This window comes from Pseudomonas sp. FG36 (assembly GCF_057809275.1).
On record NZ_JBMDJQ010000004.1, the window covers coordinates 40940 to 66178 of the forward strand.

Genomic DNA, 25239 nt, shown 5'->3' on the forward strand with positions numbered 1-25239 from the left:
GACCGAAAAGGCACTGTAATACTCGCACTTTGGTAGTTCACAGGAAATAATGGCGGCAGCTCATGTCGACACTTGAAAGTTCATCCTGGCAAATCTCCTATCCGCCGTCGCTCGACTTCGGCCAACAACTCACCGCCGAACAATTGCATCGCTCGATGCAGGACACGATGTCGCAACATGAGGGCGGCCCGGTCTGGCTGTTTGCCTATGGTTCGCTAATCTGGCGCCCCGAATGCAACTCGGTCGAGCGCCAGCGGGCGCGGGTGCATGGTTATCACCGCGGCCTCTACCTGTGGTCCCACGAACACCGTGGCACCCCGGAGTGCCCGGGCCTGGTGTTCGGCCTGGACCGTGGCGGCTCCTGCAGCGGCTTCGCCTTCCGTCTGGACGAAACCAACCTGTACGACTCGCTGATGGCGCTGTGGCAGCGAGAGATGCCGTTCCCGGCCTATCGTCCGCATTGGTTGAGCTGCCGCCTGGACGATGGCAGCAAGGTGCAGGCCCTGGGCTTCGTGCTCGAGCGGCACCTGCCGTGCTACGCGGGCAACCTGCCGGACACCCTGCTCAGCCAGATCCTCGCCAGCGCCAAGGGGCGCTACGGCACCACGCGCGATTATGTGGAGCAGACCCTCAACGCCCTGCGCAGCCACCAGATGCCCGATCGCAACCTGGAAGCGCGCTTCAGGCGTTGCCACAACCTGCGCGAGGTGTGAGCCCCGCGCATCGGCTTCACTCCTGGCCGGCGGCGGTGCCGAGGAACTTGCGCAGGAACTGACGTGTGCGTTCTTCCTTCGGGTTGGCGAACAGCGCCTTGGCCTCGCCCTGCTCGACGATCACGCCCTTGTCGAAGAAGATCACCCGGTTGGCGACATCGCGGGCGAAGCTCATCTCGTGGGTGACGATGATCATGGTGCGCTTCTCCTCGGCCAGGCCGCGAATGGTTTCCAGCACTTCGCCGACCAGTTCGGGGTCGAGCGCCGAGGTGGGCTCGTCGAACAGGATCACTTCCGGCTCCATGGCCAGGGCGCGGGCGATGGCCACCCGTTGTTGCTGGCCGCCGGACAGGCGCCGGGGGTAGGCGTCCTCCTTGCCTGCCAGGCCGACCTTGGCCAACAGGCGCTTGGCCAGCTCGATGGCCTTGTCGCGGGGCGTCTTCTTGACGATCACCGGCCCTTCGATGACGTTCTCCAGGGCGGTGCGATGAGGGAACAGGTTGAAGTTCTGGAACACGAACCCGGCCTGTTGGCGCAGGCGGCGGATCGCACCCTGTTGGCCGCCAAGCGGGCGGTTGGCATCGATGCTGATATCGCCGATCTGGATGCGCCCGGCATCGGGGGTTTCCAGCAGGTTCAGGCAGCGCAGGAAGGTGGTCTTGCCCGAGCCGCTGGGGCCGATGATCGCCACCACTTCGCCGGGTTGCACGCTCAGGTCGATGCCGTTGAGCACGGTCTGGCCCTTGAACTGCTTGGTCAGGCCTTCTACTACGATCATCTCAATGCTCCTGGTCGTGCTGGTTGACCCGCGCTTCCATGCGGTTCTGGAAGTGCGCCAGGATGCTGCAGAGGATCCAGTAGACCACCGCGACAGCCAGGTACATGGTGAAGACCTCGAAGGTCCGTGCGGTGATCAGCTGCGCCTGGCGGAACAGCTCGGGCACCTGGATGGTCGCCGCCAGGGCGGTGTCCTTGACCAGCGAGATGAAGCTGTTGCCCAGCGGAGGCAGCGCAGTGCGCAGGGCTTGCGGCAGGATCGCCCGGCGCATGGCCTGGGTGCGGGTCATGCCGATGCTGGCGGCGGCTTCCCACTGGCCACGGTCGATCGAGGAGATTGCCGCGCGGAGGATTTCGCAGATGTACGCCGCCATGTTCAGCGACAGGCCGATCAACGAGGCCGGGATCGGATCGAGCTCGATGCCGATCTGCGGCAGACCGAAGTAGATCACGAACAGCTGCACCAGCAGCGGCGTGCCGCGAAAGAACGACACATAGATGCGCGCCAGCCAGTCCAGCGGCAGGATCTTCGACAGCCGCATCAGCGCTAGGGCAAAGCCCAGCACCAGGCCAAAGAACATGCCGCCGACGCTGAGCAGCACGGTATAACCCGCGCCCTTCAACAGGAAGGGCGCGGAATCGACAACGAGTTGCAGGCTTTCAGCGATCATTTGGTGACATCGGCACCGAAGTATTTCTCGGACAGCTTGGCCAGCGAGCCGTCGGCCTTGAGCTTGTCGATGGCCTTGTTCAGCGCGTCGAGCAGTTCAGGTTCGCCTTTGCGCAAGGCCACGCCCGATTCCAGCTTGGAGAATTTCTCGCCAGCGAGTGCGGTCGGTTTCTTGTCCTTGGCGGTTTTCTGGACGTACTCGAGTGCAGCCAGGCGGTCGATCAGGATGGCGTCGATACGACCGTTGCGCAGGTCGGCGAACTTGGTCGGGTCATCTTCGTAGGTGCGCACATCGGCTGTCGGCACATCCTGTTTGACCCATTGCTCATAGTTGGTGCCCAGGCCGACACCGACCTTCTTGCCACCGAGATCGGCGGCAGTCTTGATGTTTTTCTCGTTGTCACTGCCCTTGAGTACCAGGGCCTGAATGCCGGAAACGGTGTAGGGCTCGGAGAAATCGTACTTCTTCTTGCGTTCCTCGGAGATGGTCACCTGGTTGATCACCACGTCGAGGCGCTTGGATTCCAGTGCGGCGAGGATGCCGTCCCACTTGGTCGGCTGGACCTTGGCCTTGACCCCCAGCTCCTTGGCCAGCAATTCGGACAGCTCGACCTCGAAGCCGGTCAGCTTGCCGTTTTCGTCCTGGAAGCTGAACGGTGGGTAGGTGCCTTCCAGGCCGACGTTGATCACGCCTTTTTCCTGGATGGTCTTCAACTGCTCACCGGCAAAGGCCTGGCCGAGCAGGCCGGCACCGAGCAGGAGCGCCAGGCTGGCGTTGAGAAGGGGTTTGGCGAATTTGGTCATGGCATGCCCCGCGCTTGTTGTGGAAGTAGTGAGGTGGCGACTATAGAGGTGGGCTTCATAGGCCGGGAAATAATAAAAAATCAGGTTGTTATTCCCAAACTGCAAATTGCAGCGGCTTATACCCGACTTAGCTCAGGATGGAATAAAGCGTTGTTTTTTCCAAGAGGCAGATTTGACGTATCGTGTTTTGCACCTCCTTGTAGGAGCGTATGCATACCGAGAAAGCCGCCTGGCAGGAGAAACACCGTGAGCGAACAACCATCAACCGGGCACTGGCAGTTGCAGGGTATCGTCAGTGGCCTGCGCAACGCCCGCGAGCAGTGGCGCAGCAGCAATGGCCGCAGCAGCGGCGAGCAGGGCGGGCGCGAACTGCCGTCGCGCGAGGCGCTGCGGCAAATCCTCGAGCAGCTGTGCGGCGCGCTGTTCCCCATGCGCCTGGGGCCGGTGGACCTGCGCGAGGAAAGCGAGGACTTTTATGTGGGCCACACCCTCGACGCCGCCCTCACCGCGCTGCTGGCCCAGGCCCGTCTGGAGCTGCGCTACGCGGCGCGCCATGGCAAGACCGATGTGGTCGATGTCGATACCCACGCCCTGCGCCTGATCCAGGATTTCGCCGCGGCCCTGCCGGCGCTGCGCGTGCTGCTGGACACCGACGTACTTGCCGCCTTCCACGGCGACCCGGCGGCGCGCAGCGTCGACGAGGTGCTGCTGTGCTACCCGGGCATCCTGGCGATCATCCACCACCGGCTGGCCCACCACCTCTATCGAGCCGGCTTGCCGCTGCTGGCGCGGATCAGTTCGGAGCTGGCGCACTCGGCCACCGGCATCGACATCCACCCCGGTGCGCAGATCGGCCCGAGCTTCTTCATCGACCATGGCACCGGCGTGGTGATCGGCGAGACCGCGATCATCGGCGAGCGAGTGCGCATCTACCAGGCGGTGACCCTGGGCGCCAAGCGCTTCCCCAGCGACGAGTCCGGCACCTTGCACAAGGGCCTGGCGCGGCACCCGATCGTCGAGGACGACGTAGTGATCTACGCCGGCGCGACCATCCTCGGGCGGATCACCATCGGCAAGGGTTCGACCATTGGCGGCAATGTCTGGCTGACCCGCAGCGTGCCGGCTGACAGCAACATTACCCAGGCGAACCTGCAGCTGGATTGCGAGGGTAAGAAAGCCCTCTAGCTCAAGGCTTATGAGGCGTGGCGGCGGGACTTCCCGCCCCCACCTCGATCACGCCCTGGAGCGGCATCGGGTCGCATTGAAATCCAATCCATGTTTAACTTGAACGCTTGTTCAACGAAAAACGCTGGTCCATTGCCGGTGTTCAAAAGGAGGAATCGCCTTTGCTGAACCCGTTCAATCCGAACCTCACGTCCCGTGACGAGGTGCCCGTTCAATGAGTGCACCGACCCCCGACCTTGCCAACGGCAAGATCCGCATGAACCCCCCCGTGTTCTATTTCGCGGCAAGCTTCATCCTCATTTTCGGCCTGATCGTCATCGCCCAGCCCCAGGCTGCCGGCGAGTGGTTGCTGGCCGCGCAGAACTGGGCGGCCAACACGGTCGGCTGGTACTACATGCTGGCCATGACCCTGTACCTGGTCTTCGTGGTGGTCACCGCCTTGTCGGGCTACGGCAAGATCAAGCTCGGCGCCGACCATGACGAACCCGAGTTCAGCTACCTGTCCTGGGCCGGCATGCTGTTCGCCGCCGGCATCAGCATCACGCTGTTCTTCTTCTGCGTCTCCGAACCGCTGACCCACATGCTCCAGCCGCCGCAGGGCGAGGCGGGCACGGCCGAGGCCGGGCGGCAGGCGATGCAGATCCTGTTCCTGCACTGGGGCCTGCACGGCTGGGGTGTGTTCGCCTTCGTCGGCATGGCGCTCGCCTACTTCGCCTACCGTCACAACCTGCCACTGGCCCTGCGCTCGGCGCTGTACCCGCTGATCGGCAAGCGCATCAACGGGCCGATCGGCTACGCGGTGGATGGCTTCGGCATCATCGCCACGGTATTTGGCCTTGGCGCCGACATGGGCTTTGGCGTGCTGCACCTGAACGCAGGCCTGGACTACCTGTTCGGCATCAGCCACAGCCAATGGGTACAGGTGATCCTCATCACCCTGATGATGGGCGCGGCCGTGGCCGTGGCGGTCGCCGGGGTGGAGAAGGGCGTGCGGGTGATGAGCGACATCAACCTGTTCCTGGCCTGCGCGCTGCTGCTGTTCGTGCTGTTCGCCGGGCCCACCCAGCACCTGTTCAACACCCTGATCCAGAACCTCGGTGACTACCTTGGCGCCCTGCCGCGCAAGAGCTTCGATGTGTACGCCTACGGCGAGCAGCGCGACTGGCTGGGCGGTTGGACGGTGTTCTACTGGGCCTGGTGGATTGCCTGGGCGCCGTTCGTGGGGTTGTTCATCGCCCGTATCTCGCGAGGCCGGACCATTCGCGAGTTCGTCTTCGGCGTGCTGCTGATCCCGCTGGGCTTCACCCTGGCGTGGATGTCGATCTTCGGCAACAGCGCCCTCGACCAGGTGATCAACCACGGCATGACCGCGCTCGGCCAGTCAGCCCTCGAAAACCCGTCGATGAGCCTGTACCTGCTGCTGGAAACCTACCCGTGGAGCAAGACGGTGATCGCCGTGACGGTGTTCATCAGCTTCGTGTTCTTCGTCACTTCTGCCGACTCTGGCACCGTGGTGCTTTCGACGCTGTCGGCCAAGGGCGGTGGCGCCGACGAGGACGGCCCGAACTGGCTGCGGATCTTCTGGGGCGCGATGACCGCGCTGATTACCAGCAGCCTGCTGTTCGCCGGCAGCATCGATTCGCTGAAGTCGGCGGTGGTGCTGACCTCGCTGCCGTTCTCGCTGATCCTGTTGTGCATGATGTGGGGGCTGCACAAGGCCTTCTACCTGGAAAGCCAGCGGCAGATCGCGCAGATGCATTCGCTGGCGCCGTTCGCCCAATCCCGGCGCGGGCGCGGCGGCTGGCGCCAGCGTCTGAGCCAGGCGGTGCACTTCCCGTCTCGGGACGAGGTGTATCGCTTCATGGACGACGTGGTGCGCCCGGCCATTGCCGAAGTGCGCGAGGTGTTCGAGCAGAAGGGCCTGGTGCTGATCACCCAGGACGACCCGAGCCACGACAACGTCAGCCTGAAGATCGGTCATGGCGAGGAACAGCCGTTCATCTACCAGGTGCAGATGCGCGGTTACTTCACGCCATCGTTCGCCCTGGGCGGGCTGGGCACCCAGGACTTGAAGAACCGCCGCTACTACCGTGCGGAGGTGCACCTGTCCGAGGGCAGCCAGAACTACGACCTGGTGGGCTACAGCAAGGAACAGATCATCAACGACATCCTCGACCAGTACGAGCGGCACATGCAGTACCTGCATCTGGTCAGGTAGATCGCTGGGGACGCCTTGCGGCCCTTTCGCTGGCTCCCACAGGGTTGTCGCAATACCTGTGGGAGCTGGTTTGCCAGCGAAAGGAGGCCAAAGGCCTCCCCTCGATCTTTCAGAACGGCGCATCCCCCAGGATGGTCGCCCGATGCATCACCCGCCGGCTGGGCCGGTAGTCATCCACTGCAAAGTGCTGCGTCACGCGGTTGTCCCAGAACGCCACGTCATTTTCCTGCCAACGCCAGCGAATGCTGAACTCCGGCCGCGTCGCATGGGCGAACAGCAGCTTGAGCAGCGCCTCGCTCTCCTGCTCATTCAATTCGTTGATCCGCGTGGTGAAACCTTCATTGACGAACAACGCCTTGCGTCCGCTGACCGGGTGCGTGCGCACCACCGGATGCGACAGTGGGGGGTTGTTGCGTCGGGTCGCCTCCCAGCGGGCCAGGTCCTCGGGCGTGGTGCCGAAACGCTCCAGCGGGAACGACTTGGTGAAATCATGGGTGGCGGTCAGGCCGTCGAGCATCGTGCGCAGCGGCGCCGACAGCGCCTCGAACGCAGCGATACCGCTGGCCCACAGAGTGTCACCACCGTAGGCCGGCAACTGCTTGGCGCTGAGCACCGCGCCTAGCGCCGGGGTCGGCAGGAAGGTCACGTCGGTGTGCCACACGGCGTTGTCGCGCACGTCGGTGACTGCGGTGTCGAGGATCAACACCTGTGGTGTCTCCGGCACATTGGGGTAGATCGGGTGGATATGCAGGTCGCCGAAGCGGGCGGCGAAGCGCGCCTGTTGCTCGGGGGTGATCGGTTGGTCGCGGAAGAACAGCACCTGGTGCTCGAGCAGCGCCTGCTCGATGGCGTCACGCTGTTCGGCAGTGATGTCGCGGCTGATGTCCACGCCGCTGATCTGCGCGCCCAGTGCCGGGCTCAAGGGGGTAACGGTCAGGCTCATGTGGTTTCTCGTTGCAGGTGCCGGGTTGCCGGCGTGGTCATTCGGTGATCAATGGCTCTGGCCGTGCCAGGGCACCAGCTTGCGCTGCAGGGCGCGCAGGCCCATCTCCAGGGCGAAGGCGATCAGGGCGATCAGCAGAATCCCCAGGACCACCACATCGGTGACCAGGAACTGCGCCGCTGACTGCACCATGAAGCCCAGGCCGCTGGTGGCGGCGATCAGCTCGGCGGCGACCAGTGTCGACCAGCCCACACCGAGGCCGATGCGGATGCCGGTGAGGATGTCGGGCAGTGCGCTAGGCAGGATCACATGGCGGATCAGCTGGATTTTGCTGGCGCCCAGCGACTGCGCCGCGCGCAGCTTGGCGGGGTCGACGGTGCGCACGCCGGTAGCGGTAGCGATGGCAATCGGGGCGAAGATCGCCAGGTAGATCAAAAGCACTTTCGACAGCTCGCCTATGCCGCACCAGATGACGATCAGCGGCAGGTAGGCCAGCGGCGGGATCGGTCGATAGAACTCGATCAGCGGATCGAGGATGCCGCGGGCCACGCGGTTGTAGCCGATGGCGATGCCCACCGGGATGGCGGTCAGGGTGGCGGCCAGCAGCGCCAGGCCGATGCGCCCCAGGCTCGCGCCGAGGTGCTGCCACAGGCTGGCGTCCATGTAGCCCTGGGTGAGCAGCGTCAAGCCCTTGGCCAGGATATCGGCGGGCGAGGGCAGGAACAGCGGCTCGATCCAGCCGGCGGCGGTAACCAGCCACCACACCAACAGCAGCGAGGCCAGGGTGAGTGCGCTGATCCAGCGGGTCGGCAAGGGCTTGCGGGTTTTCACGACAGGTGGCGTCCGGGCTGCCTGCTTGGCGGCGGCTGGCAATTCGATACTGCTCATGCGGACTCCTGACGTTGCGAGAACACCCGCGCCAGCACGTGCTCGCGGGTTTCGATGAAGCGTGGATCGGACTTGATCGCCCGGGCCGACTCGCCAGCGGCGTAGCGCTGACCGAAGTCCAGTTGCAGGCGCTCGACCACACGCCCCGGATTGGGCGCCAGGAGCACCAGCTCGGTGGCGAGGAACACCGCCTCCTCAATGTCGTGGGTGATCAGGAACACTGGCTTGGCGGTGCGCTGCCAGACCTGCAGCAGCAGCTCCTGCATCTGTTCGCGAGTAAAGGCATCGAGGGCGCCGAACGGTTCGTCCATCAACAGCACTCGCGGGTCGGCGGCCAGCGCCCGGGCAAGGCCCACGCGCTGCTTCTGCCCGCCGGACAATTGCCACACACGCCGCTCACCGAAGCCGGCCAGGTCGACCAGCGCCAGCATTTCACGCGCCTTGGCTTCACGCTGCGCACGCGGCACGCCGGCCAACTCCAGGCCGAAGGCGACGTTGCCGAGCACGTCCTGCCAGGGCAGCAGGGCATCGTCCTGGAACACCACGCCGCGCTCGGCGCCCGGGCCTTGCACCGGTGCGCCATCGAGGGTGATGCGCCCGCCGCTGGGGGCGACGAAGCCGGCGATCAGGTTGAGCAGCGAGGTCTTGCCGCTGCCGGAAGGCCCGAGGGCCACCAGCAGCTGGCGCGGACCCAGGCTCAGGTTGATGTCTGCCAGCACCGGGGTGGTGGCGCCGGGGTACTGTGCGCTGATGCGCTCCAGCTCGAGCAAGGCCATGACGGGCTCCGGATCAGTTGGGCAGGTACTGGGCGCTGACGTAGGGCGCGTAGTCCGGCAGCACGGCATCGACCTTGCCCTGCTGCTTGAGGAAGGTCGCGGTATCGGTCAGCGCCTGGGTGGTCGGTGCGCCGAGTGCGCTGGCCTGGTCGGCGGCCAGTGGGTAGACGTTGCCCTGCAGCAGCACCGGAATATCGGCGGGTTTGGCACCAGACAGCTTGACCAGCTTGGCGATGTTGTCCTTGTTGGCCAGCCAGGCTTGCGGGTCCTTGCGGTAGTCGGCATAGGCGTCGAGGGTGACCTTGGCGAACGACTTGACGATCTCCGGGTGCTTGGCGGCGAAGTCCTTGCGCACGATCCAGGCGTCGAAGGTCGGCGCGCCTTTCTCGGCCAGCTCGCCGGAGGTGATCAGCACCTTGCCGTTCTCCTTGGCCACGCCCAGGGCCGGGTCCCAGACGTAGGTGGCGTCGATGTCGCCGCGTTTCCAGGCAGCGATGATCGCCGGTGGCGCGAGGTTGAGGATCTGCACTTTCGACGGGTCGATGTTCCAGCTCTTCAGCGCGGCCAACAGGCTGTAGTGGCCGGTGGAAACGAACGGCACGGCGACTTTCTTGCCCACCAGGTCCTGCGGGGTCTTGATGCTGTCGCGGGCGACCAGGGCTTCACCGGCGCCGATCTGGGTGGCGATCAGGAAGGTTTCCACAGGCAATTTGCGGGTGGCGGCGGCGGCCAGCGGGCTGGAGCCGAGGTAGCCAATCTGCACGTCGCCCGAGGCAACGGCGGTGATCACATCGGCGCCGTTGTCGAACTTGCGCCAGTCGATGCTGGCCTTGCTGTCCTTTTCATAGGTGCCGTCGACCTGGGCCACCTTGGCCGGGTCGACGGTGGTCTGGTAGGCAACGGTCAGGTCGGCGGCCTGGGCCAGCCAGCTGGCACTGGCGAGGGTCAGGGCGGCGAACAGGCGCAGCGGAGCATGCGGGATCATGGTTGAACCTCTCGTCAGGCATTCGGGGATAGATGGCGAGAAGACTAGATGATCTAAGAAATATGAAATAAATAACTTTTTAGAATTAGCTTAAAAGCCAATCGCTCTGACCCCTGCCCGTGTGGGGCGGCAGTGCTGGTGGCGGAATCTGCCAAGCCAGCTAGGCTTGATCGGTTCCGACGGGAGGCCGTCGGTCGCCACCCCTGCAAACGTTTGCACATAACCTAAAGGTATGATTGACGGCGTCGATACAACGATTTGTAGGAATGGTTCCGATGTTATTCCGTAAAAATCTTACAGATTCATAAAACGGTCATTTTGGATTTATAGGATTGTCATTATCCTGTAGCGCAGATCGACGGGTTAGACCAAAGTCGCGAATCGATCGTTAGCGATTGACTTGGCGGTCACGCTTTAGTGCTAAATCGCCAATCCGGGTGAGTGGGGCAGCAGACTCCGCCGCTTGAGACGCACAAAAATTAGAACGTAGAGGAGCAAAACATGTACAAGTCCAGCCTGGCTCTGGCCGTGGCACTGGGGGTTCTCGCCCAACAAGCAGGCGCTGCAGGTTTCGTCGAGGACAGCAAGCTGTCCCTGAGCTCGCGCACCATGTACTTCAACAACGATAACCGTGAAGCCCACGGCAACCCTCGCCCGGATCAGCGTGAGTCTGGCCAGGGCTTCAAGCTCGACTACATCTCGGGCTTCACTGAGGGCACCGTCGGTTTCGGTGTTGACGCCCAGGCCCTGTGGGGTATCCGTCTGGACGGCGGCAAGGGTTATCACAAAGGTGGCTTCTTCCCGGATGACGGTAAAGGTGCCGCAGACCAGTGGGCCCGTTTCGGTGCCAATGCCAAGGCTCGCTTCTCCAAGACCGAAGCCCACTTCGGTAGCGCTCTCGCGCCGAACCTGCCGATTCTGGTCTCCAACGATGGCCGTCTGCTGCCACAAACCTTCGAGGGTGGCACCATCCAATCGAAGGAAATCGACAACCTGACCATCAACGCCGGTCAGCTGACTCACGCCATGGGTCGTGCCTCGAGCAACCGTACCGGTCTGTCCGTGGCAGGCGCCACGGCCGAAAGCAACAAGTTCCGCTACGGTGGCCTTGATTACAAGCTCACTCCAGACCTGACCCTGCAGTACTACTACTCGAACCTGGAAGACTTCTACAAGCAGCACTTCCTGGGCGCCACCCACGTCTTCAAGATCGCTGACGACCAGTCGTTCAAGACCGACCTGCGCTACTTCGACAGCAGCAGCGACGGCAAGAACGGCCACGACGCCACCTACAACTTCAGCAACAACGGCGGCTACGCCAAGAACACCGGCAAGGTCGACAACAAGACCTGGTCGGCCATGTTCACCTACACCCTGGGTGGCCACGCGCTGATGCTCGGTCGCCAGCAAGTTGGCGACGATGGCGGCTTCGTCTGGATGGGCCAGGGCAACCTGGTAAACGACAGCGGTACTTCGGAAGGCGCTGGCGGTTCCAGCTTCTACCTGTTCACCGACAGCATGATCAACCAGTTCGCTCGTGCTGGCGAGAACACCAACTTCGGTCAGTACTCCTATGATTTCGCTGCGCTGGGCGTACCAGGCCTGAAGGCTTCCGTCGCCTACCTGCGTGGTGACGACATTCGCTACAAGAGTGGCCACGGCACCTACAACGAGTGGGAGCGTGACGCTCGCGTCGACTACACCATCCAGCAAGGCACCTTCAAAGGCCTGGGCTTCAGCCTGCGCCAAGGCGTGTACCGTGGCAGCGGTGGCTCGACCAGCGAGTTCACCAAAGACCAGGACCAGACTCGCTTCATCGTCAACTACACTTACGCCTTCATGTAAGTCGTAGCTGCACAAAGAAAGCCTCGCCTTGTGCGAGGCTTTTTTGTGTCTGCGAATCCGTATGCAATCTGGTTATAAATAAATCGATATTTATTCTTTTTATTTTTATTCGGAAGCAGGCACATTGAACCCACAAGGCCAGACACAGCACAGGAGCCGCTTCCATGAGCCTCAAACTCGGCGATATCGCCCCCGATTTCGAACAGGATTCCAGCGCCGGAAAGATCCGTTTCCACGAATGGCTGGGCGACAGCTGGGGCGTGCTGTTCTCCCACCCGGCCGACTTCACCCCGGTGTGCACCACCGAACTGGGCCTGACCGCCAAGCTCAAGGATGATTTCGCCAAGCGCGGGGTCAAGGCCATCGCCCTGTCGGTGGACCCGGTGGACTCGCACCACAAGTGGATCGACGACATCAACGAGACGCAGAACACCGTGGTCAACTTCCCGATCATCGCCGATGCCGACCGCAAGGTGTCCGACCTGTACGACCTGATCCACCCCAATGCCAGCGACACCCTGACCGTGCGCTCGCTGTTCGTCATCGACCCGAACAAGAAGGTGCGCCTGACCATTACCTATCCGGCCAGTACCGGGCGCAACTTCAACGAGATCCTGCGGGTGATCGATTCGCTGCAGCTGACCGACAACTACAAGGTCGCCACGCCGGGCAACTGGCAGGACGGCGATGAGGTAGTGATCGTCCCTTCGCTCAAGGACGAAGATGAAATCAAACGTCGTTTCCCGAAAGGATATCGAGCGGTGAAACCCTATCTGCGGCTGACCCCGCAACCCAATCGTTGAAGCATTCCTCGTTGCATTGCTCTTAGCCAAGCAGGGATCTTCGGGCCGTTTCGACGGCCCTTTTTTATTGCGTGGCTACAACAAGTCAAAAATTCATAAATGGAATAAACAAATGAAAAAATATGATTTATAGGTATATGTGACGAGCTGTTAATGTCGTTACATCCAGCGGGGACAACCCCTCGCGGCCCTGCAATCGAATCGAAGGAAGCGCTTTCAATGCTGGTTGTCTCTGTCGGTGGTAGCCCCAGTCTTCGTTCACGCTCCGGCGTGCTGCTAGAACGCTCGCGCGACTGGCTGCAAGAGCGGGGCGTCGAAGTGGTGACCTTCCAGGTGCGTGAGTTTCCCGCCGAGGATCTGCTGCATGCCCGTTTCGACAGCCCGCAGGTGCGCCACTTCAACGAACTTGTAGCCCAGGCCGACGGCCTGGTGGTGGCCACCCCGGTGTACAAGGCGTCCTTCGCCGGGGCCTTGAAGACTTTGCTCGACCTGCTGCCCGAGCGGGCCCTGGAACACAAGGTGGTATTGCCGATCGCAACCGGTGGCAGCATCGCCCACATGTTGGCCGTGGACTACGCGCTCAAACCCGTGCTGTCGGCCCTCAAGGCGCAGGAGACCCTGCAAGGGATCTTCGCCGACGACAGCCAGATTGCCTACGGTGAGGGCACCCGACCCGCGCAACTGGCCGCTGCCCTGGAGCAGCGCCTGCAGGATTCGCTGGAAACATTCCACAGCGCCATGGCGCGCCGGCCCCAACCTGTCGCCCCCGGCGTGCTCAACGAACGCCTGATCAGTGCCCGCTGGAGTATCTGAACCAGGCTTGACCGCTCCATCGCTGTCCCCACCTTACTCGCCCGCCAACGAGGCAAGCAGGTGCTACCCGAACCCAACTCGCACAGGAGAGCGCCATGCGCACAGTCTTCTTGCGTCGTGGTCTGGTCGCCCTGTTCGCGGCGGCTGTGTCCTTCGGCGCCATCAGCCAAGCCCAGGCCGAGAGCCTGCGTATCGGTTACCAGAAATACGGCACCCTGGTGCTGCTCAAGGCCAAGGGCTCGCTGGAAAAGCGCCTGAAGGAACAGGGCATCGACGTGCAATGGACCGAGTTCCCCGGCGGTCCACAGCTGCTCGAAGGGCTCAACGTCGGCTCCATCGACTTCGGCGTGACCGGCGAAACGCCGCCGGTATTTGCCCAGGCCGCGGGCGCCGATCTGCTCTACGTCGCCTATGAGCCGCCAGCTCCACACAGTGAGGCGATCCTGGTGCCGAAGGGGTCGACGATCCAGTCGGTGAAGGAACTCAAGGGCAAGAAAGTCGCCCTCAACAAGGGTTCCAACGTGCATTACCTGCTGGTGCGTGCCCTGGAAGACGCCGGTCTCAAGTACACCGATATCCAGCCCGTCTACCTGCCCCCGGCCGATGCCCGCGCCGCCTTCGAGCGCGGCAGTGTCGATGCCTGGGTGATCTGGGACCCGTACCAGGCCGCCGCCGAGCAACAGTTGCAGGCACGCACCCTGCGTGACGGCAAGGATCTGGTCGACAATCACCAGTTCTACCTCGCCACCCGCAGCTATGCGACCCAGCACCCGGCGGTGATCAACACGCTGGTTGAAGAGGTGCGCGCCGTGGGCGAATGGTCCCAGGCCAATCCGCAGCAGGTCACCGACCAGGTTGCGCCGCTGCTCGGCCTGCCTGCCGACATCACCCTGACTTCGGTCAAGCGCCAAGGCTACGGAGCCGCGCCGCTGACCCCGGCAGTGATCGCCGCACAGCAGAAGATTGCCGACACCTTCCAGGCCCTGAAGCTGATTCCCAAGCCCTTGAGCATCAAGGACGTGATCTGGACACCCCCGGCCAAGGTCGCCAGTGCGCCTTGAACGTTTCGCCTGCGCCGGGGCGTCGCCCCGGCATGAGCCACCCTTGAGGAGACAACTCCAATGAGCCTTAACATTTTCTGGTTCCTCCCTACCCATGGTGACGGCAAGTACCTGGGCACCAGCGAAGGCGCCCGCGCCGTCGACCACGGTTACCTGAGCCAGATCGCCCAGGCCGCCGACCGCCTGGGTTTCGGCGGCGTGCTGATCCCCACCGGACGCTCCTGCGAGGACTCCTGGCTGGTGGCGGCGTCGCTGATCCCGGTGACCGAGCGCCTGAAGTTCCTGGTGGCCCTGCGCCCGGGGATCATCTCGCCGACCGTCGCCGCCCGTCAGGCCGCGACCCTGGATCGTCTGTCCAACGGCCGTGCATTGTTCAACCTGGTGACCGGTGGTGATCCGGACGAACTGGCCGGTGATGGCTTGCACCTGAACCACCAGGAACGCTACGAGGCGTCGGTGGAATTCACCCGTATCTGGCGCAAGGTGCTCGAAGGCGAAACGGTCGACTACGACGGCAAGCACATCCAGGTCAAAGGCGCCAAGCTGCTCTACCCGCCGATCCAGCAGCCGCGCCCGCCGCTGTACTTCGGTGGCTCGTCTGACGCTGCCCAGGACTTGGCCGCCGAACAGGTCGAGCTGTACCTGACCTGGGGCGAGCCGCCGGCCGCGGTGGCCGAGAAGATTGCTGCGGTACGTGAGAAAGCGGCCGCCCAGGGCCGTGAGGTGCGCTTCGGCATTCGCTTGCACGTGATTGTGCGGGAAACCAACGAGGAGGCCTGGGCTGCCGCCGACAGGCTGATCTCGCACCTGGACGACGACACCATCGCCCGCGCCCAGGCGTCGCTGGCGCGCTTCGACTCGGTGGGTCAGCAGCGCATGGCCGCGCTGCACGGTGGCAAGCGCGACAAGCTCGAAGTGGCACCGAACCTGTGGGCCGGCGTCGGCCTGGTGCGTGGTGGCGCCGGCACCGCGCTGGTGGGCGATGGCCCGACCGTCGCGGCGCGGGTCAAGGAATACGCCGATCTTGGCATCGATACCTTCATCTTCTCGGGCTATCCACACCTCGAAGAGTCGTACCGCGTCGCCGAGCTGCTGTTCCCGCATCTGGACGTGCAGCGCCCGGAGCAGCCGAAAACCGGCGGCTACGTGAGCCCGTTCGGTGAAATGGTCGCCAACGACATCCTGCCCAAATCCGTGTCGCAGAGCTGAGGGCCGGGGCCATGAGTCGTGCATCCACCACCACCTGGTCCAAGCGCCTGGCGCCCTGGGCCCTGCCGATCCTGCTGCTGGCGGTATGGCAGTTGGCGGTCAGCGCAGGCTGGCTGTCGACCCGCATCCTGCCGGCGCCGAGCGCGGTGGTCAGTGCCGGCGTCGAGCTGGTGCGCAGTGGCCAGATCTGGACCCACCTGGCCATCAGCGGCTGGCGTGCCGGCCTGGGCTTCGTGATCGGCGGCAGTCTCGGCCTGTTGCTCGGCTTCATCACCGGCCTGTCGAACTGGGGCGAGCGCCTGCTCGACAGTTCGGTGCAGATGATCCGCAACGTGCCGCACCTGGCGCTGATCCCGCTGGTGATCCTGTGGTTCGGCATCGACGAGTCGGCAAAGATTTTCCTGGTGGCCCTGGGGACGCTGTTCCCCATCTACCTGAACACCTATCACGGGATCCGCAACGTCGATCCGGCGTTGGTGGAGATGGCACGCAGCTACGGGCTGTCGGGTTTCGCGCTGTTCCGCCAGGTGATCCTGCCGGGGGCGCTGCCCTCGATCCTGGTTGGCGTGCGCTTCGCCCTGGGCTTCATGTGGCTGACGCTGATCGTCGCCGAGACCATCTCGGCCAATGCCGGCATTGGCTACCTGGCGATGAACGCCCGCGAGTTCCTGCAGACCGATGTGGTGGTGCTGGCCATCGTCCTGTACGCGGTGCTCGGCAAGCTGGCCGACCTGGCCGCCCGGGGCCTGGAGCGGGTGTGGCTGCGCTGGCACCCGGCGTACCAGGTGGCGAAGAAGGAGGGCGCATGATGACCGTGCTCAAGGCACAGCCGCCACGCCTGCTGCGTGGCATCCCCCTGGCGGCCCGGGACCTGCGTCGTACGTTCGGCCAGCGCGAAGTGCTGCGCGGGATCGATCTGCACATTCCGGCTGGCCAGTTCGTCGCCATCGTTGGTCGCAGTGGTTGCGGTAAAAGCACCTTGTTGCGCCTGCTGGCCGGGCTCGACCAGCCCAGCGGCGGCCAATTGCTGGCGGGCGCCGCGGCGCTTGCCGAGGCCCGCGAGGATACCCGCCTGATGTTCCAGGACGCGCGCCTGCTGCCCTGGAAGAAGGTGATCGACAACGTCGGCCTGGGGTTGTCCGGCAACTGGCGGCCACGCGCCCTGGAAGCCCTGGAGGCGGTCGGCCTGGTCGATCGCGCCAATGAGTGGCCGGCGGCCTTGTCCGGTGGCCAGAAACAGCGGGTGGCCCTGGCCCGGGCGCTCATTCATCAGCCGCGCCTGCTGCTGCTGGATGAGCCCTTGGGCGCGCTGGACGCCTTGACCCGTATCGAGATGCAGCAACTGATCGAGCGCCTGTGGCGCCAGCACGGTTTCACCGTGCTGCTGGTCACCCACGACGTCAGCGAAGCCGTCGCCGTGGCCGACCGGGTGATCCTGATCGAAGACGGCGCCGTCGGCCTGGACCTGGTCATCGACCTGCCGCGACCCCGGGTGAGGGGTTCGCACCGTCTGGCGGCGCTGGAAAGCGAAGTGCTCAACCGTGTTCTCTCCGTCCCGGGCACGCCGCCCGATCCGGAACCTGTCGCCCCGTTGCCCACGCAGTTGCGCTGGGCTCATTGAATCCCCGAAACCGCAAAAAGGAATGACGCCATGACCATCAAAGCCATCAACGTTCGCAACCAGTTCAAAGGTACCGTGAAGGAAATCCTCGAAGGCCCGGTACTGTCGGAAATCGACGTGCAGACCGCCTCTGGCATCGTCACCTCGGTGATTACCACCCGTTCCGTGAAGGAGCTCGAGTTGCAGGTAGGCAGCGAGGTGATCGCCTTCGTGAAATCGACCGAGGTGTCTATCGCCAAGCTCTGAAGTCTTGCACGGTACCTTTAGGGGCGACTTTAGCCGCGATCACCTGCGGAGCGGGTGCCAGACATCGCGTTGGCTGCATCGCGGCTAAAGCCGCTCCTACAGGATATTTGCAGGGCTCAGGGTCAGCGCTTGGCCAGGTAAGGCGGCAGATACAGCCCCAGATACGCCTCGAACACGCGCATCCCTTCCTCCGCCATGCGTGGCGTGATCGCCTCATGCAGCTGCATCGAGCGGGCATACACCCGGTCGCTCAGTTCCATCGCCAGGGCGAACACGTGCACATCCCTCGGCATCGCTGGCAACTGAAAATGCCGGTCGAACAGTTGGTGCATCAACTCGCCCAATTCCAGATCATGCTGGCGATCAGCCTGGACCACTTCGCTCAAACCATGCTGGGCGAGGATCAGCTGCCGCGCCGCGGCGTCTTCGTTGTAGATGTCGAGCATGCGCTGCTCGATCAGCCGCGACAGGCCATGCCAGGTGCTGAACGCCGCGCTGTCGATCGGTGCGCTCAAGGCTTCGCGAAATGCCCGGTGCACGTCGGCGGTCAGCGCCTCCAGCAAGGCCGGCACGCTGGCGAAGAAGTGATACACCGACGATGGCGGAATCTGCGCCCGTTCCGCCACGCTGTAGATCGACAACCCCGCCACCCCTTGCCCTGCCAGCAGCTCGCGCGCCGCGGCCAGGATCGCTTCGATCCTGGCCTGGCTGCTGGCGCGTGGCTTGCGCGGGGTGGCGGTGCGGTTCATCAGTTGCTGATTGCCAGGATACTGGCCTGGTAGGCGCCGACGAACAGGTCGAAGTCACCGACCTCTTCCTGTTCCAGCTCGGACTGCTTGGCGATCGACTCGCGAGCCAGGGTTTCGAAGGCCTGTTGCTGCGCGCTGCTCAGTGGCTGCTCGCGGAAGCTCTCGGCGTGCAGGCGGCTCTGGCGCAGGGAGAACTGGACGAAGGTCTCGTCATGTTCGGTCATGCGCGCCAGCACCTGGGCCGATGGCGTCAGCTCGGGGTCTTCGACCTTGGCCTGCTGTGCTTCCAGGGCCTTGGCGTGGTCATTGCCACCCTGGGCACGGTCGAGCAGCCCGGCCAGCTGGCCGATCCGCTCGATCAGTTCGCTTGCCCACTTCTTCAATGCGACCGGTTGGCCGTCACGGCGCAGCTCCAGGCCCGGGCGCCGACCTTCCTTGACCACGGTGAGGAAGTTGTCGGTGCACTGGCCGCACTCGCCGTTGTCCAGTTGCGGGCTCTCTTCGAGGGCGCAGAACAGCAGGAAGGCGTCGAGGAAACGGGCTTCGGTCAGGTCGATGCCCACTGGCAGGAACGGGTTGATGTCCAGGCAGCGCACTTCCACGTACTGCACGCCGCGCGAGGTCAGGGCCTGGATCGGCCGCTCGCCGGTGTAGGTGACGCGCTTGGGGCGGATGTTCGAGTAGTACTCGTTCTCGATCTGCAGGATGTTGGTGTTCAACTGCACCCACTCGCCATCGACGTGCGTGCCGACCTCGACATAGGGTGGGTAGGGCGTGCCGACGGCCTTGCGCAGGCTATCGGTGTAGCTGGCCAGGTTGTTGTAGCAGGGCGTGAGGCCCGCCTGGGCGTTGCTCTGGTAGCCCAGGTCGCTCATGCGCAGGCTGGTGGCGTAGGGCAGGTACAGTGTTTCGGCATCGAGCTCTTCGAGCTGGTGCGGGCGGCCGCGCAGGAAGCCTTTGTCCAGGGCCGGGGACGCGCCGAACAGGTACATCAGCAGCCAGCTGTAGCGGCGGAAGTTGCGGATCAGCGCGATATAGGCCGAGGACTGGTAGTCGCGGTCGTCCTGCTCGCCGCCTTCGGCATCGCGCAACAGCGGCCACAGCGCCTCGGGCAGCGAGAAGTTGTAATGGATGCCGGCGATGCACTGCATGGTGCGGCCGTAACGCAGGGCCAGGCCCTTGCGGTACACATGCTTGAGCTTGCCGATGTTCGAGCTGCCGTACTCGGCGATCGGGATGTCTTCTTCGGCCGGCAACGCGCAGGGCATCGACGGGCTCCACAGCAGTTCCTCGCCCAGTTTGCTGTAGACGAAGCGGTGGGTCTGTTCGAGGCTTTCGAGCACCTTGGCAGGGTCCGCCAGGGCTGGGGTGATGAACTCCAGCAGCGACTCGGAATAGTCGGTGGTGATCTGCTCGTTGGTCAGCGCCGAACCCAGTGCTTCGGGGTGCGGGGTCTGGGCCAGGCGACCTTCTTTGGTCACGCGCAGGCATTCGCGCTCAATGCCGTGCAGGCACTGCTTGAGCAGGTCGATATTGTCGCCGAGCAGGCTCAGGCGGCGGTTGAGGAGGTCGCTCAAGATGGATTCCTTCACGCGTCAGTCGCCCCAATATGGGGGTAGAGATGACGGTCTACAAGGGTAGTTGGGAAAGGAACTGGCGTTGTCGCCTGGTTTATGCGGTTCCGGCTAGGCTTAGCGTCGATTTCAGGGCCGCTTCGCGCCCCATCGCCGGCAAGCCGGCTCCCACAGAGCATGCATACCCCTGTGGGAGCCGGCTTGCCGGCGATGGGGCGCGAAGCGGCCCCGAGTAGCTCGAAAATACCGCAGATTTAGCTACATCAGCTAGAGAACCGCGAAGGTTCCCTGCGCCTTGGCCACCAGCTTGTCGTCCTGGAGCACGTCGGCGTCGACCACGAGGGTGCGCCGTCCCGCATGCAGCACCCGGGCGGTACACACGACCTCGCCCTCGCTGACGGCGCGCATGTAGTTGATCTTGCATTCAATGGTCACGCTCTGCTGGTCGAAGCCATGGCTGGCCGAGCAGGCCAGGCCCATGCTGATATCGACCAGGCTGAAGATCGCCCCGCCGTGCAGCTTCTGGCCACGGTTGCGCAGGTGCGGTTCGAGCGCCAGGGCCACTTCTGCAACACCCGTTTCCAGGCGTTGCAGGCGGCAGCCGAGGAGCTGGCTGAAGGCGCTTTCGACGTACTCCTTCGGTACTTCCATCACTTCTTCTTCAGTTGCTTGGCGTTGGCGAACAGCGCTGCCATGGCGTTGTTGGCCGGCGCGGCGGCGGTGGCCTCGCGCTGGCGCGGCGCCTGCTGCTGGCGGTTGCCGCCATTGCCACGGTTGCCGCCACGGTTGCCCTCGACCTTCTCGCCCGGGGTGTCGCTCATGCGCATGGACAGGCCGACGCGCTTGCGCGGGATGTCCACTTCCATGACCTTGACCTTGACCACGTCGCCGGCCTTGACCGCTTCACGCGGGTCCTTGACGAACTTCTCCGACAGCGCCGAGATATGCACCAAGCCATCCTGATGCACGCCGATGTCGACGAAAGCACCGAAGTTGGTGACGTTGGTCACCACACCTTCGAGGATCATGCCGGGTTCCAGGTCCTTGAGGTCCTCGACGCCGTCCTGGAAGGTGGCGGTCTTGAACTCCGGGCGCGGGTCGCGACCTGGCTTGTCGAGTTCCTGGAGGATGTCGGTGACAGTCGGCAGGCCGAAGGACTCGTCGGTGAATTTCTTCGGGTCCAGGCGCTTGAGGAAGCCGCTGTCGCCGATCAGCGAGCGGATGTCACGGTCGGTGTCGGCGGCGATGCGCTGCACAAGTGGGTAGGCTTCCGGGTGCACCGCCGAGGCGTCCAGCGGGTTGTCGCCGTTCATCACGCGCAGGAAGCCGGCGGCCTGCTCGAAGGTTTTCTCGCCCAGGCGGCTGACCTTTTTCAGCGCGGCGCGGGTGGCGAACGGGCCGTTAGCGTCGCGGTGGGCGACGATGTTCTGCGCCAGGGTGGCATTGAGGCCGGAAATGCGGGTCAGCAGCGCCACCGAGGCGGTATTGACGTCCACGCCCACGGCGTTCACGCAGTCCTCGACCACGGCGTCCAGGCCACGGGCCAGTTTCACCTGCGACACGTCGTGCTGGTACTGGCCGACGCCGATGGATTTCGGGTCGATCTTCACCAGTTCGGCCAGCGGGTCCTGCAGGCGGCGGGCGATGGACACAGCGCCGCGGATCGACACGTCCAGGTCGGGGAACTCGCGGGCGGCCAGTTCAGAGGCCGAGTACACCGAAGCGCCAGCCTCGGAAACCATGATCTTGGTGATTTTCAGTGCCGGGTACTTCTTGACCAGCTCCGCCACCAGCTTGTCGCTCTCGCGGCTGGCAGTGCCGTTGCCGATGGCGATCAGCTCCACCGAGTGTTTGGCGCACAGCGCGGCCATCACGGAAATGGTGCGGTCCCAGTCGTTCTTCGGCGCGTGCGGGTAGACCGTGGTGTAGTCCAGCAGCTTGCCGGTGGCATCGACCACGGCGATCTTGCAGCCGGTACGCAGGCCCGGGTCGAAGCCCAGGGTGGCGCGCGGGCCGGCCGGGGCGGCCAGCAGCAGGTCGTGCAGGTTGTGGGCGAAGACGTTGATCGCCTCGCCTTCGGCGTTGTCGCGCAGCTCGCCGAACAGGTCGGTTTCCAGGTGGGTGTAGAGCTTGACCTTCCAGGTCCAGCGCACCACCTCGCCCAGCCACTTGTCGGCGGGGCGGTTGCGGTTCTCGATGCCGACATGGTTGCCGATCATCACCTCGCACGGGTGCAGGGTGCCCGGCAGTTCTTCGCCGACCTTCAGCGAGGCGCTCAGCACGCCTTCGTTGCGCCCGCGGAAGATCGCCAGGGCACGGTGCGACGGCGCGCTGCGCAGCAGTTCGTCGTGGGCGAAGTAATCGCGGAACTTGGCGCCTTCGTCTTCCTTGCCGGCGACTACGCGGGCGGTGAGTACCGCTTCCTGCTTGAGGAAGTTGCGCAGCTTGTCCAGCAGGCCGGCGTCTTCGGCGAAGCGCTCCATGAGGATGTACTTGGCGCCTTCCAGGGCAGCCTTGACGTCGGCCACGCCCTTGTCCGCGTCGACGAAGCGCGCGGCTTCGGCTTCCGGGTTCAGTTGCGGGTCGTCGAACAGGCCGTCGGCCAGTTCGCCCAGGCCGGCTTCCAGGGCGATCTGGCCCTTGGTGCGGCGCTTCTGCTTGTACGGCAGGTAGAGGTCTTCGAGGCGGGTCTTGGTGTCGGCCAGCTTGATCTCGCGGGCCAGCTCCGGGGTCAGCTTGCCCTGCTCCTCGATGCTGGCCAGGATGCTGGCGCGGCGCTCGTCGAGCTCGCGCAGGTAGCGCAGGCGCTCTTCCAGGTGGCGCAGTTGGGTGTCATCCAGGCTGCCGGTCACTTCCTTGCGGTAACGGGCGATGAAGGGCACGGTCGATCCTTCGTCCAACAGGCCCACGGCCGCTTCGACCTGCTGTGGGCGCACGCCCAGTTCCTCGGCGATACGGCTGTTGATGCTGTCCATGAAAACCACCTGACAAATAGTGAATGCAAGGCCGCGGGTGGGCGTTCAGCCCCGGCGACACTGGGTGAAAGCCGCGCATTATACCCATCGGGCCGGGCTTGCGGTGATGGCGCGGCGCCAGTCGTCGATGGGGCGGCAGTGGCACGGCGGGAAAAATCTGCTAACAATGCACACGGCACGCGCGGCAATGGCTACGCCATAATGCGCGGCGATATCAGAGGAGTAATTCATGACCAGCACCGCAAACGCCGTAGAAGGCGACAAGATTCTCATCGTCGACGACGACCCGGGCCTGAGCAGCCTGCTGGACCGTTTCTTCACCAGCAAGGGCTTCCGTGTCCGCACCGTGCCCAACGTCGAACAGATGGATCGCCTGCTGGCCCGTGAAGTGTTCAACCTGGTGGTGCTCGACCTGATGCTGCCGGGCGAGGACGGCCTGTCCGCGTGCAAGCGCCTGCGCGCCTCGAACAACCAGATCCCGATCATCATGCTCACCGCCAAGGGCGACGAACTCAGCCGTATCAAGGGCCTGGAGCTTGGCGCCGACGACTACCTGGCCAAGCCGTTCAACCCAGATGAGCTGGTGGCCCGGGTCAAGGCCGTGCTGCGCCGCCAGGCCCCGGCCGTGCCAGGCGCGCCGGGCAGCGAGGAAGAGACCGTCACCTTTGGCGACTATGAACTGTCGCTGGCCACCCGCGAGCTCAAGCGCGGTGAAGAAACGCACATGCTCACCACCGGCGAGTTCGCCGTGCTCAAGGCCCTGGTGATGCATGCTCGCGAGCCGCTGACCCGCGACAAGCTGATGAACCTGGCGCGTGGCCGTGAGTGGGATGCCCTTGAGCGTTCCATCGACGTGCAGATCTCGCGCCTGCGCCGGATGATCGAGCCCGATCCTTCCAAGCCGCGTTACATCCAGACCGTATGGGGTGTGGGCTACGTCTTCGTGCCGGACGGAAACGCCGGCAAATGAGCCTGCCGGCTTGTCAGGGTGCAGCAGGGCGACCCATGCGGGTCGCCCTGTTTTCGTCTAAGGCGACCGGCCTTTTCAGCAAAGTAGTAGATCGATGAAAACGCCTCTCTGGTTCCCGCAAAGCTTCTTCGCCCGCACCCTCTGGCTGGTGCTGATCGTCGTGCTGTTCTCCAAGGCACTGACGCTCGTGTACCTGCTGATGAACGAGGACGTGCTGGTCGACCGCCAGTACAGCCACGGCGTGGCCCTGACGCTGCGTGCCTATTGGGCAGCGGATGAAGAGAACCGCGACCAGATTGCCGAGGCCGCCGGCTTGATCCGTGTGACCGGCGCCGGTGTGCCGGAGGGCGAGCAGCACTGGCCCTACAGCGAGATCTACCAGCGCCAGATGCAGGCCGAGCTGGGCGAGGACACCGAAGTGCGGTTGCGGATCCATGCGCCGCCCGCGCTCTGGGTGAACGCCCCGAGCCTGGGCCCGGGCTGGCTCAAGGTGCCGCTGTATCCGCATCCGCTGCGCGGGCAGAAGATATGGAACGTGCTTGGCTGGTTCCTGGCCATCGGCTTGCTGTCCACGGCTTCGGCCTGGATCTTCGTGCGCCAGCTCAACCAGCCGCTCAAGCGCCTGGTGTTCGCCGCCCGCCAGTTGGGTCAGGGGCGCAGTGTGCGCTTGCCGATCAGCGACACCCCCAGCGAAATGACCGAAGTGTACCGGGCGTTCAACCAGATGGCCGAAGATGTCGAGCAGGCCGGGCGCGAACGCGAGCTGATGCTGGCGGGCGTTTCCCACGACTTGCGCACGCCGCTGACCCGGCTGCGCCTGTCGTTGTCGCTGATGGGCAACGAAAGCGACCTCAGTGAGGACATGGTCCGCGATATCGAGGACATGGACGCGATCCTCGACCAGTTCCTGGCGTTCATTCGTGACGGGCGTGACGAGCCGGTGGAAGAGGTCGACCTGAACGATCTGATCTACGAAGTGGTGGCCCCTTACAACCAGCATGAGGAGCAGGTGCGCCTGTGCCTCGAGCCGATTCCGCCGTTCCCGCTGCGCCGTGTCTCGCTCAAGCGCATGCTCGGCAACCTGATCGGCAACGCCCTGCATCACGCTGGCAAGGGCGTTGAGGTGGCGGCCTATGTATCGGGTGACCAGAGCGCGCCCTATGTGGTACTCAGCGTGCTGGATCGCGGGGCGGGGATCGACGAGTCGGAGCTGGAGACCATCTTCAACCCGTTCATCCGTGGCGACCGGGCGCGGGGCGGCAAGGGCACCGGGCTGGGGTTGGCGATCGTCAAACGGATCGCCGCGCAGCATGGCGGCAATGTCGAATTGCGCAACCGCTCCGGTGGCGGGATCGAGGCGCGGGTGCGGTTGCCGTTGGGGTTGTTGCTGCCGCGTAACGCTGTGTGAAATCAA

24 protein-coding genes are annotated in these 25239 nt (G+C 64.2%); 13 read left to right on the top strand and 11 right to left on the bottom strand.

From position 1 onward, the window contains the following. The first annotated feature begins 62 nt into the window (after positions 1-62). Positions 63-713, top strand: a complete 651-nt coding sequence (locus tag ACODS9_RS05280) for a gamma-glutamylcyclotransferase (protein WP_489093438.1) — start codon at positions 63-65, stop codon at positions 711-713. Positions 714-729: 16 nt separating this feature from the next. Here ACODS9_RS05280 and tcyN read toward each other — a convergent pair whose 3' ends face one another. Genes tcyN through tcyJ form a run of 3 tightly spaced genes read right to left on the bottom strand, consistent with a single transcriptional unit; the run spans position 730 to position 2964 of the window. Further along, positions 730-1491: an L-cystine ABC transporter ATP-binding protein TcyN gene (tcyN, locus tag ACODS9_RS05285; protein ID WP_401107506.1), complete on the bottom strand. Its 762-nt coding sequence runs from the start codon at positions 1489-1491 to the stop codon at positions 730-732. Position 1492: 1 nt separating this feature from the next. After that, complete coding sequence (gene tcyL / locus ACODS9_RS05290; RefSeq protein WP_046857530.1) at positions 1493-2161, bottom strand: cystine ABC transporter permease; 669 nt, start codon at positions 2159-2161, stop codon at positions 1493-1495. Next, complete coding sequence (tcyJ, locus tag ACODS9_RS05295; RefSeq protein ID WP_023630289.1) at positions 2158-2964, bottom strand: cystine ABC transporter substrate-binding protein; 807 nt, start codon at positions 2962-2964, stop codon at positions 2158-2160. Before tcyJ ends, tcyL begins: the two co-directional genes overlap by 4 nt. Positions 2965-3210: 246 nt before the next feature. On the opposite strand from tcyJ, the gene epsC reads away from it, so the two are divergent. Together epsC and betT are read left to right on the top strand one after the other, a co-directional pair. After that, entirely contained in the window at positions 3211-4149 is a 939-nt protein-coding gene (gene epsC, locus ACODS9_RS05300) for a serine O-acetyltransferase EpsC (protein ID WP_046857529.1), read from the top strand. Between the two features lie 256 nt (positions 4150-4405). Beyond that, positions 4406-6367, top strand: coding sequence for a choline transporter BetT (gene betT / locus ACODS9_RS05305; protein WP_172670945.1), 1962 nt, complete (start codon positions 4406-4408; stop codon positions 6365-6367). Positions 6368-6476: 109 nt separating this feature from the next. Here betT and tauD read toward each other — a convergent pair whose 3' ends face one another. The 4 genes from tauD to tauA are packed head-to-tail and all read right to left on the bottom strand — an operon-like array spanning position 6477 to position 9959. After that, complete coding sequence (gene tauD, locus ACODS9_RS05310) at positions 6477-7310, bottom strand: taurine dioxygenase (protein ID WP_489093439.1); 834 nt, start codon at positions 7308-7310, stop codon at positions 6477-6479. Between the two features lie 48 nt (positions 7311-7358). After that, the gene (tauC, locus tag ACODS9_RS05315) at positions 7359-8198 is read right to left on the bottom strand and encodes a taurine ABC transporter permease TauC (RefSeq protein ID WP_489093440.1); all 840 of its coding nucleotides are present in this window, start codon (positions 8196-8198) and stop codon (positions 7359-7361) included. Continuing rightward, positions 8195-8974 (bottom strand): taurine ABC transporter ATP-binding subunit, encoded by a 780-nt coding sequence (gene tauB, locus ACODS9_RS05320; protein ID WP_046857525.1) that lies wholly within the window; start codon positions 8972-8974, stop codon positions 8195-8197. Before tauB ends, tauC begins: the two co-directional genes overlap by 4 nt. Positions 8975-8987: 13 nt before the next feature. Beyond that, positions 8988-9959 (bottom strand): taurine ABC transporter substrate-binding protein, encoded by a 972-nt coding sequence (tauA, locus tag ACODS9_RS05325; RefSeq protein ID WP_489093441.1) that lies wholly within the window; start codon positions 9957-9959, stop codon positions 8988-8990. A gap of 501 nt (positions 9960-10460) precedes the next feature. Between tauA and ACODS9_RS05330 the strand changes: the two genes are divergently transcribed. The 8 genes from ACODS9_RS05330 to ACODS9_RS05365 all read left to right on the top strand — a co-directional run bounded on the left by ACODS9_RS05330 (position 10461) and on the right by ACODS9_RS05365 (position 17557). After that, entirely contained in the window at positions 10461-11804 is a 1344-nt protein-coding gene (locus tag ACODS9_RS05330) for an OprD family porin (RefSeq protein ID WP_023632432.1), read from the top strand. 164 nt (positions 11805-11968) lie between these two features. Continuing rightward, positions 11969-12607 carry a peroxiredoxin gene (locus ACODS9_RS05335; RefSeq protein WP_046857522.1) on the top strand — a complete coding sequence of 213 codons (639 nt, stop codon included), beginning with the start codon at positions 11969-11971 and terminating at the stop codon, positions 12605-12607. 219 nt (positions 12608-12826) lie between these two features. Further along, positions 12827-13420, top strand: coding sequence for an NADPH-dependent FMN reductase (ssuE, locus tag ACODS9_RS05340; RefSeq protein WP_046857521.1), 594 nt, complete (start codon positions 12827-12829; stop codon positions 13418-13420). A 95-nt stretch (positions 13421-13515) separates the two neighbouring features. Continuing rightward, on the top strand, positions 13516-14481 hold the full coding sequence (locus ACODS9_RS05345; protein ID WP_367857413.1) for a sulfonate ABC transporter substrate-binding protein: 966 nt from the start codon (positions 13516-13518) through the stop codon (positions 14479-14481). A gap of 60 nt (positions 14482-14541) precedes the next feature. Further along, positions 14542-15690 carry an FMNH2-dependent alkanesulfonate monooxygenase gene (gene ssuD / locus ACODS9_RS05350; RefSeq protein WP_038707156.1) on the top strand — a complete coding sequence of 383 codons (1149 nt, stop codon included), beginning with the start codon at positions 14542-14544 and terminating at the stop codon, positions 15688-15690. A gap of 11 nt (positions 15691-15701) precedes the next feature. Further along, positions 15702-16499: an aliphatic sulfonate ABC transporter permease SsuC gene (ssuC, locus tag ACODS9_RS05355; RefSeq protein ID WP_046857519.1), complete on the top strand. Its 798-nt coding sequence runs from the start codon at positions 15702-15704 to the stop codon at positions 16497-16499. Next, the gene (gene ssuB, locus ACODS9_RS05360; protein ID WP_038707158.1) at positions 16499-17311 is read left to right on the top strand and encodes an aliphatic sulfonates ABC transporter ATP-binding protein; all 813 of its coding nucleotides are present in this window, start codon (positions 16499-16501) and stop codon (positions 17309-17311) included. The genes ssuC and ssuB overlap by 1 nt, the downstream gene beginning before the upstream one ends. Before the next feature lie 30 nt (positions 17312-17341). Continuing rightward, positions 17342-17557, top strand: a complete 216-nt coding sequence (locus ACODS9_RS05365; protein ID WP_008095172.1) for a TOBE domain-containing protein — start codon at positions 17342-17344, stop codon at positions 17555-17557. A gap of 122 nt (positions 17558-17679) precedes the next feature. On the opposite strand, the gene ACODS9_RS05370 is transcribed toward ACODS9_RS05365, so the two are convergent. From ACODS9_RS05370 to ACODS9_RS05385, 4 genes are all read right to left on the bottom strand, one after another. Next, the gene (locus ACODS9_RS05370) at positions 17680-18306 is read right to left on the bottom strand and encodes a TetR/AcrR family transcriptional regulator (RefSeq protein WP_198753727.1); all 627 of its coding nucleotides are present in this window, start codon (positions 18304-18306) and stop codon (positions 17680-17682) included. After that, positions 18306-19883, bottom strand: coding sequence for a glutamate--cysteine ligase (gshA, locus tag ACODS9_RS05375; protein WP_489093442.1), 1578 nt, complete (start codon positions 19881-19883; stop codon positions 18306-18308). Before gshA ends, ACODS9_RS05370 begins: the two co-directional genes overlap by 1 nt. A 264-nt stretch (positions 19884-20147) precedes the next feature. Then, positions 20148-20531 carry a PaaI family thioesterase gene (locus ACODS9_RS05380; RefSeq protein ID WP_023630730.1) on the bottom strand — a complete coding sequence of 128 codons (384 nt, stop codon included), beginning with the start codon at positions 20529-20531 and terminating at the stop codon, positions 20148-20150. Further along, the gene (locus tag ACODS9_RS05385; protein ID WP_401107538.1) at positions 20531-22855 is read right to left on the bottom strand and encodes a Tex family protein; all 2325 of its coding nucleotides are present in this window, start codon (positions 22853-22855) and stop codon (positions 20531-20533) included. The genes ACODS9_RS05380 and ACODS9_RS05385 overlap by 1 nt, the downstream gene beginning before the upstream one ends. Positions 22856-23084: 229 nt before the next feature. On the opposite strand from ACODS9_RS05385, the gene ompR reads away from it, so the two are divergent. Further along, complete coding sequence (gene ompR, locus ACODS9_RS05390) at positions 23085-23825, top strand: osmolarity response regulator transcription factor OmpR (RefSeq protein WP_046857514.1); 741 nt, start codon at positions 23085-23087, stop codon at positions 23823-23825. Between the two features lie 94 nt (positions 23826-23919). After that, positions 23920-25233: an ATP-binding protein gene (locus ACODS9_RS05395; protein ID WP_038707161.1), complete on the top strand. Its 1314-nt coding sequence runs from the start codon at positions 23920-23922 to the stop codon at positions 25231-25233. Positions 25234-25239: the final 6 nt, after the last annotated feature.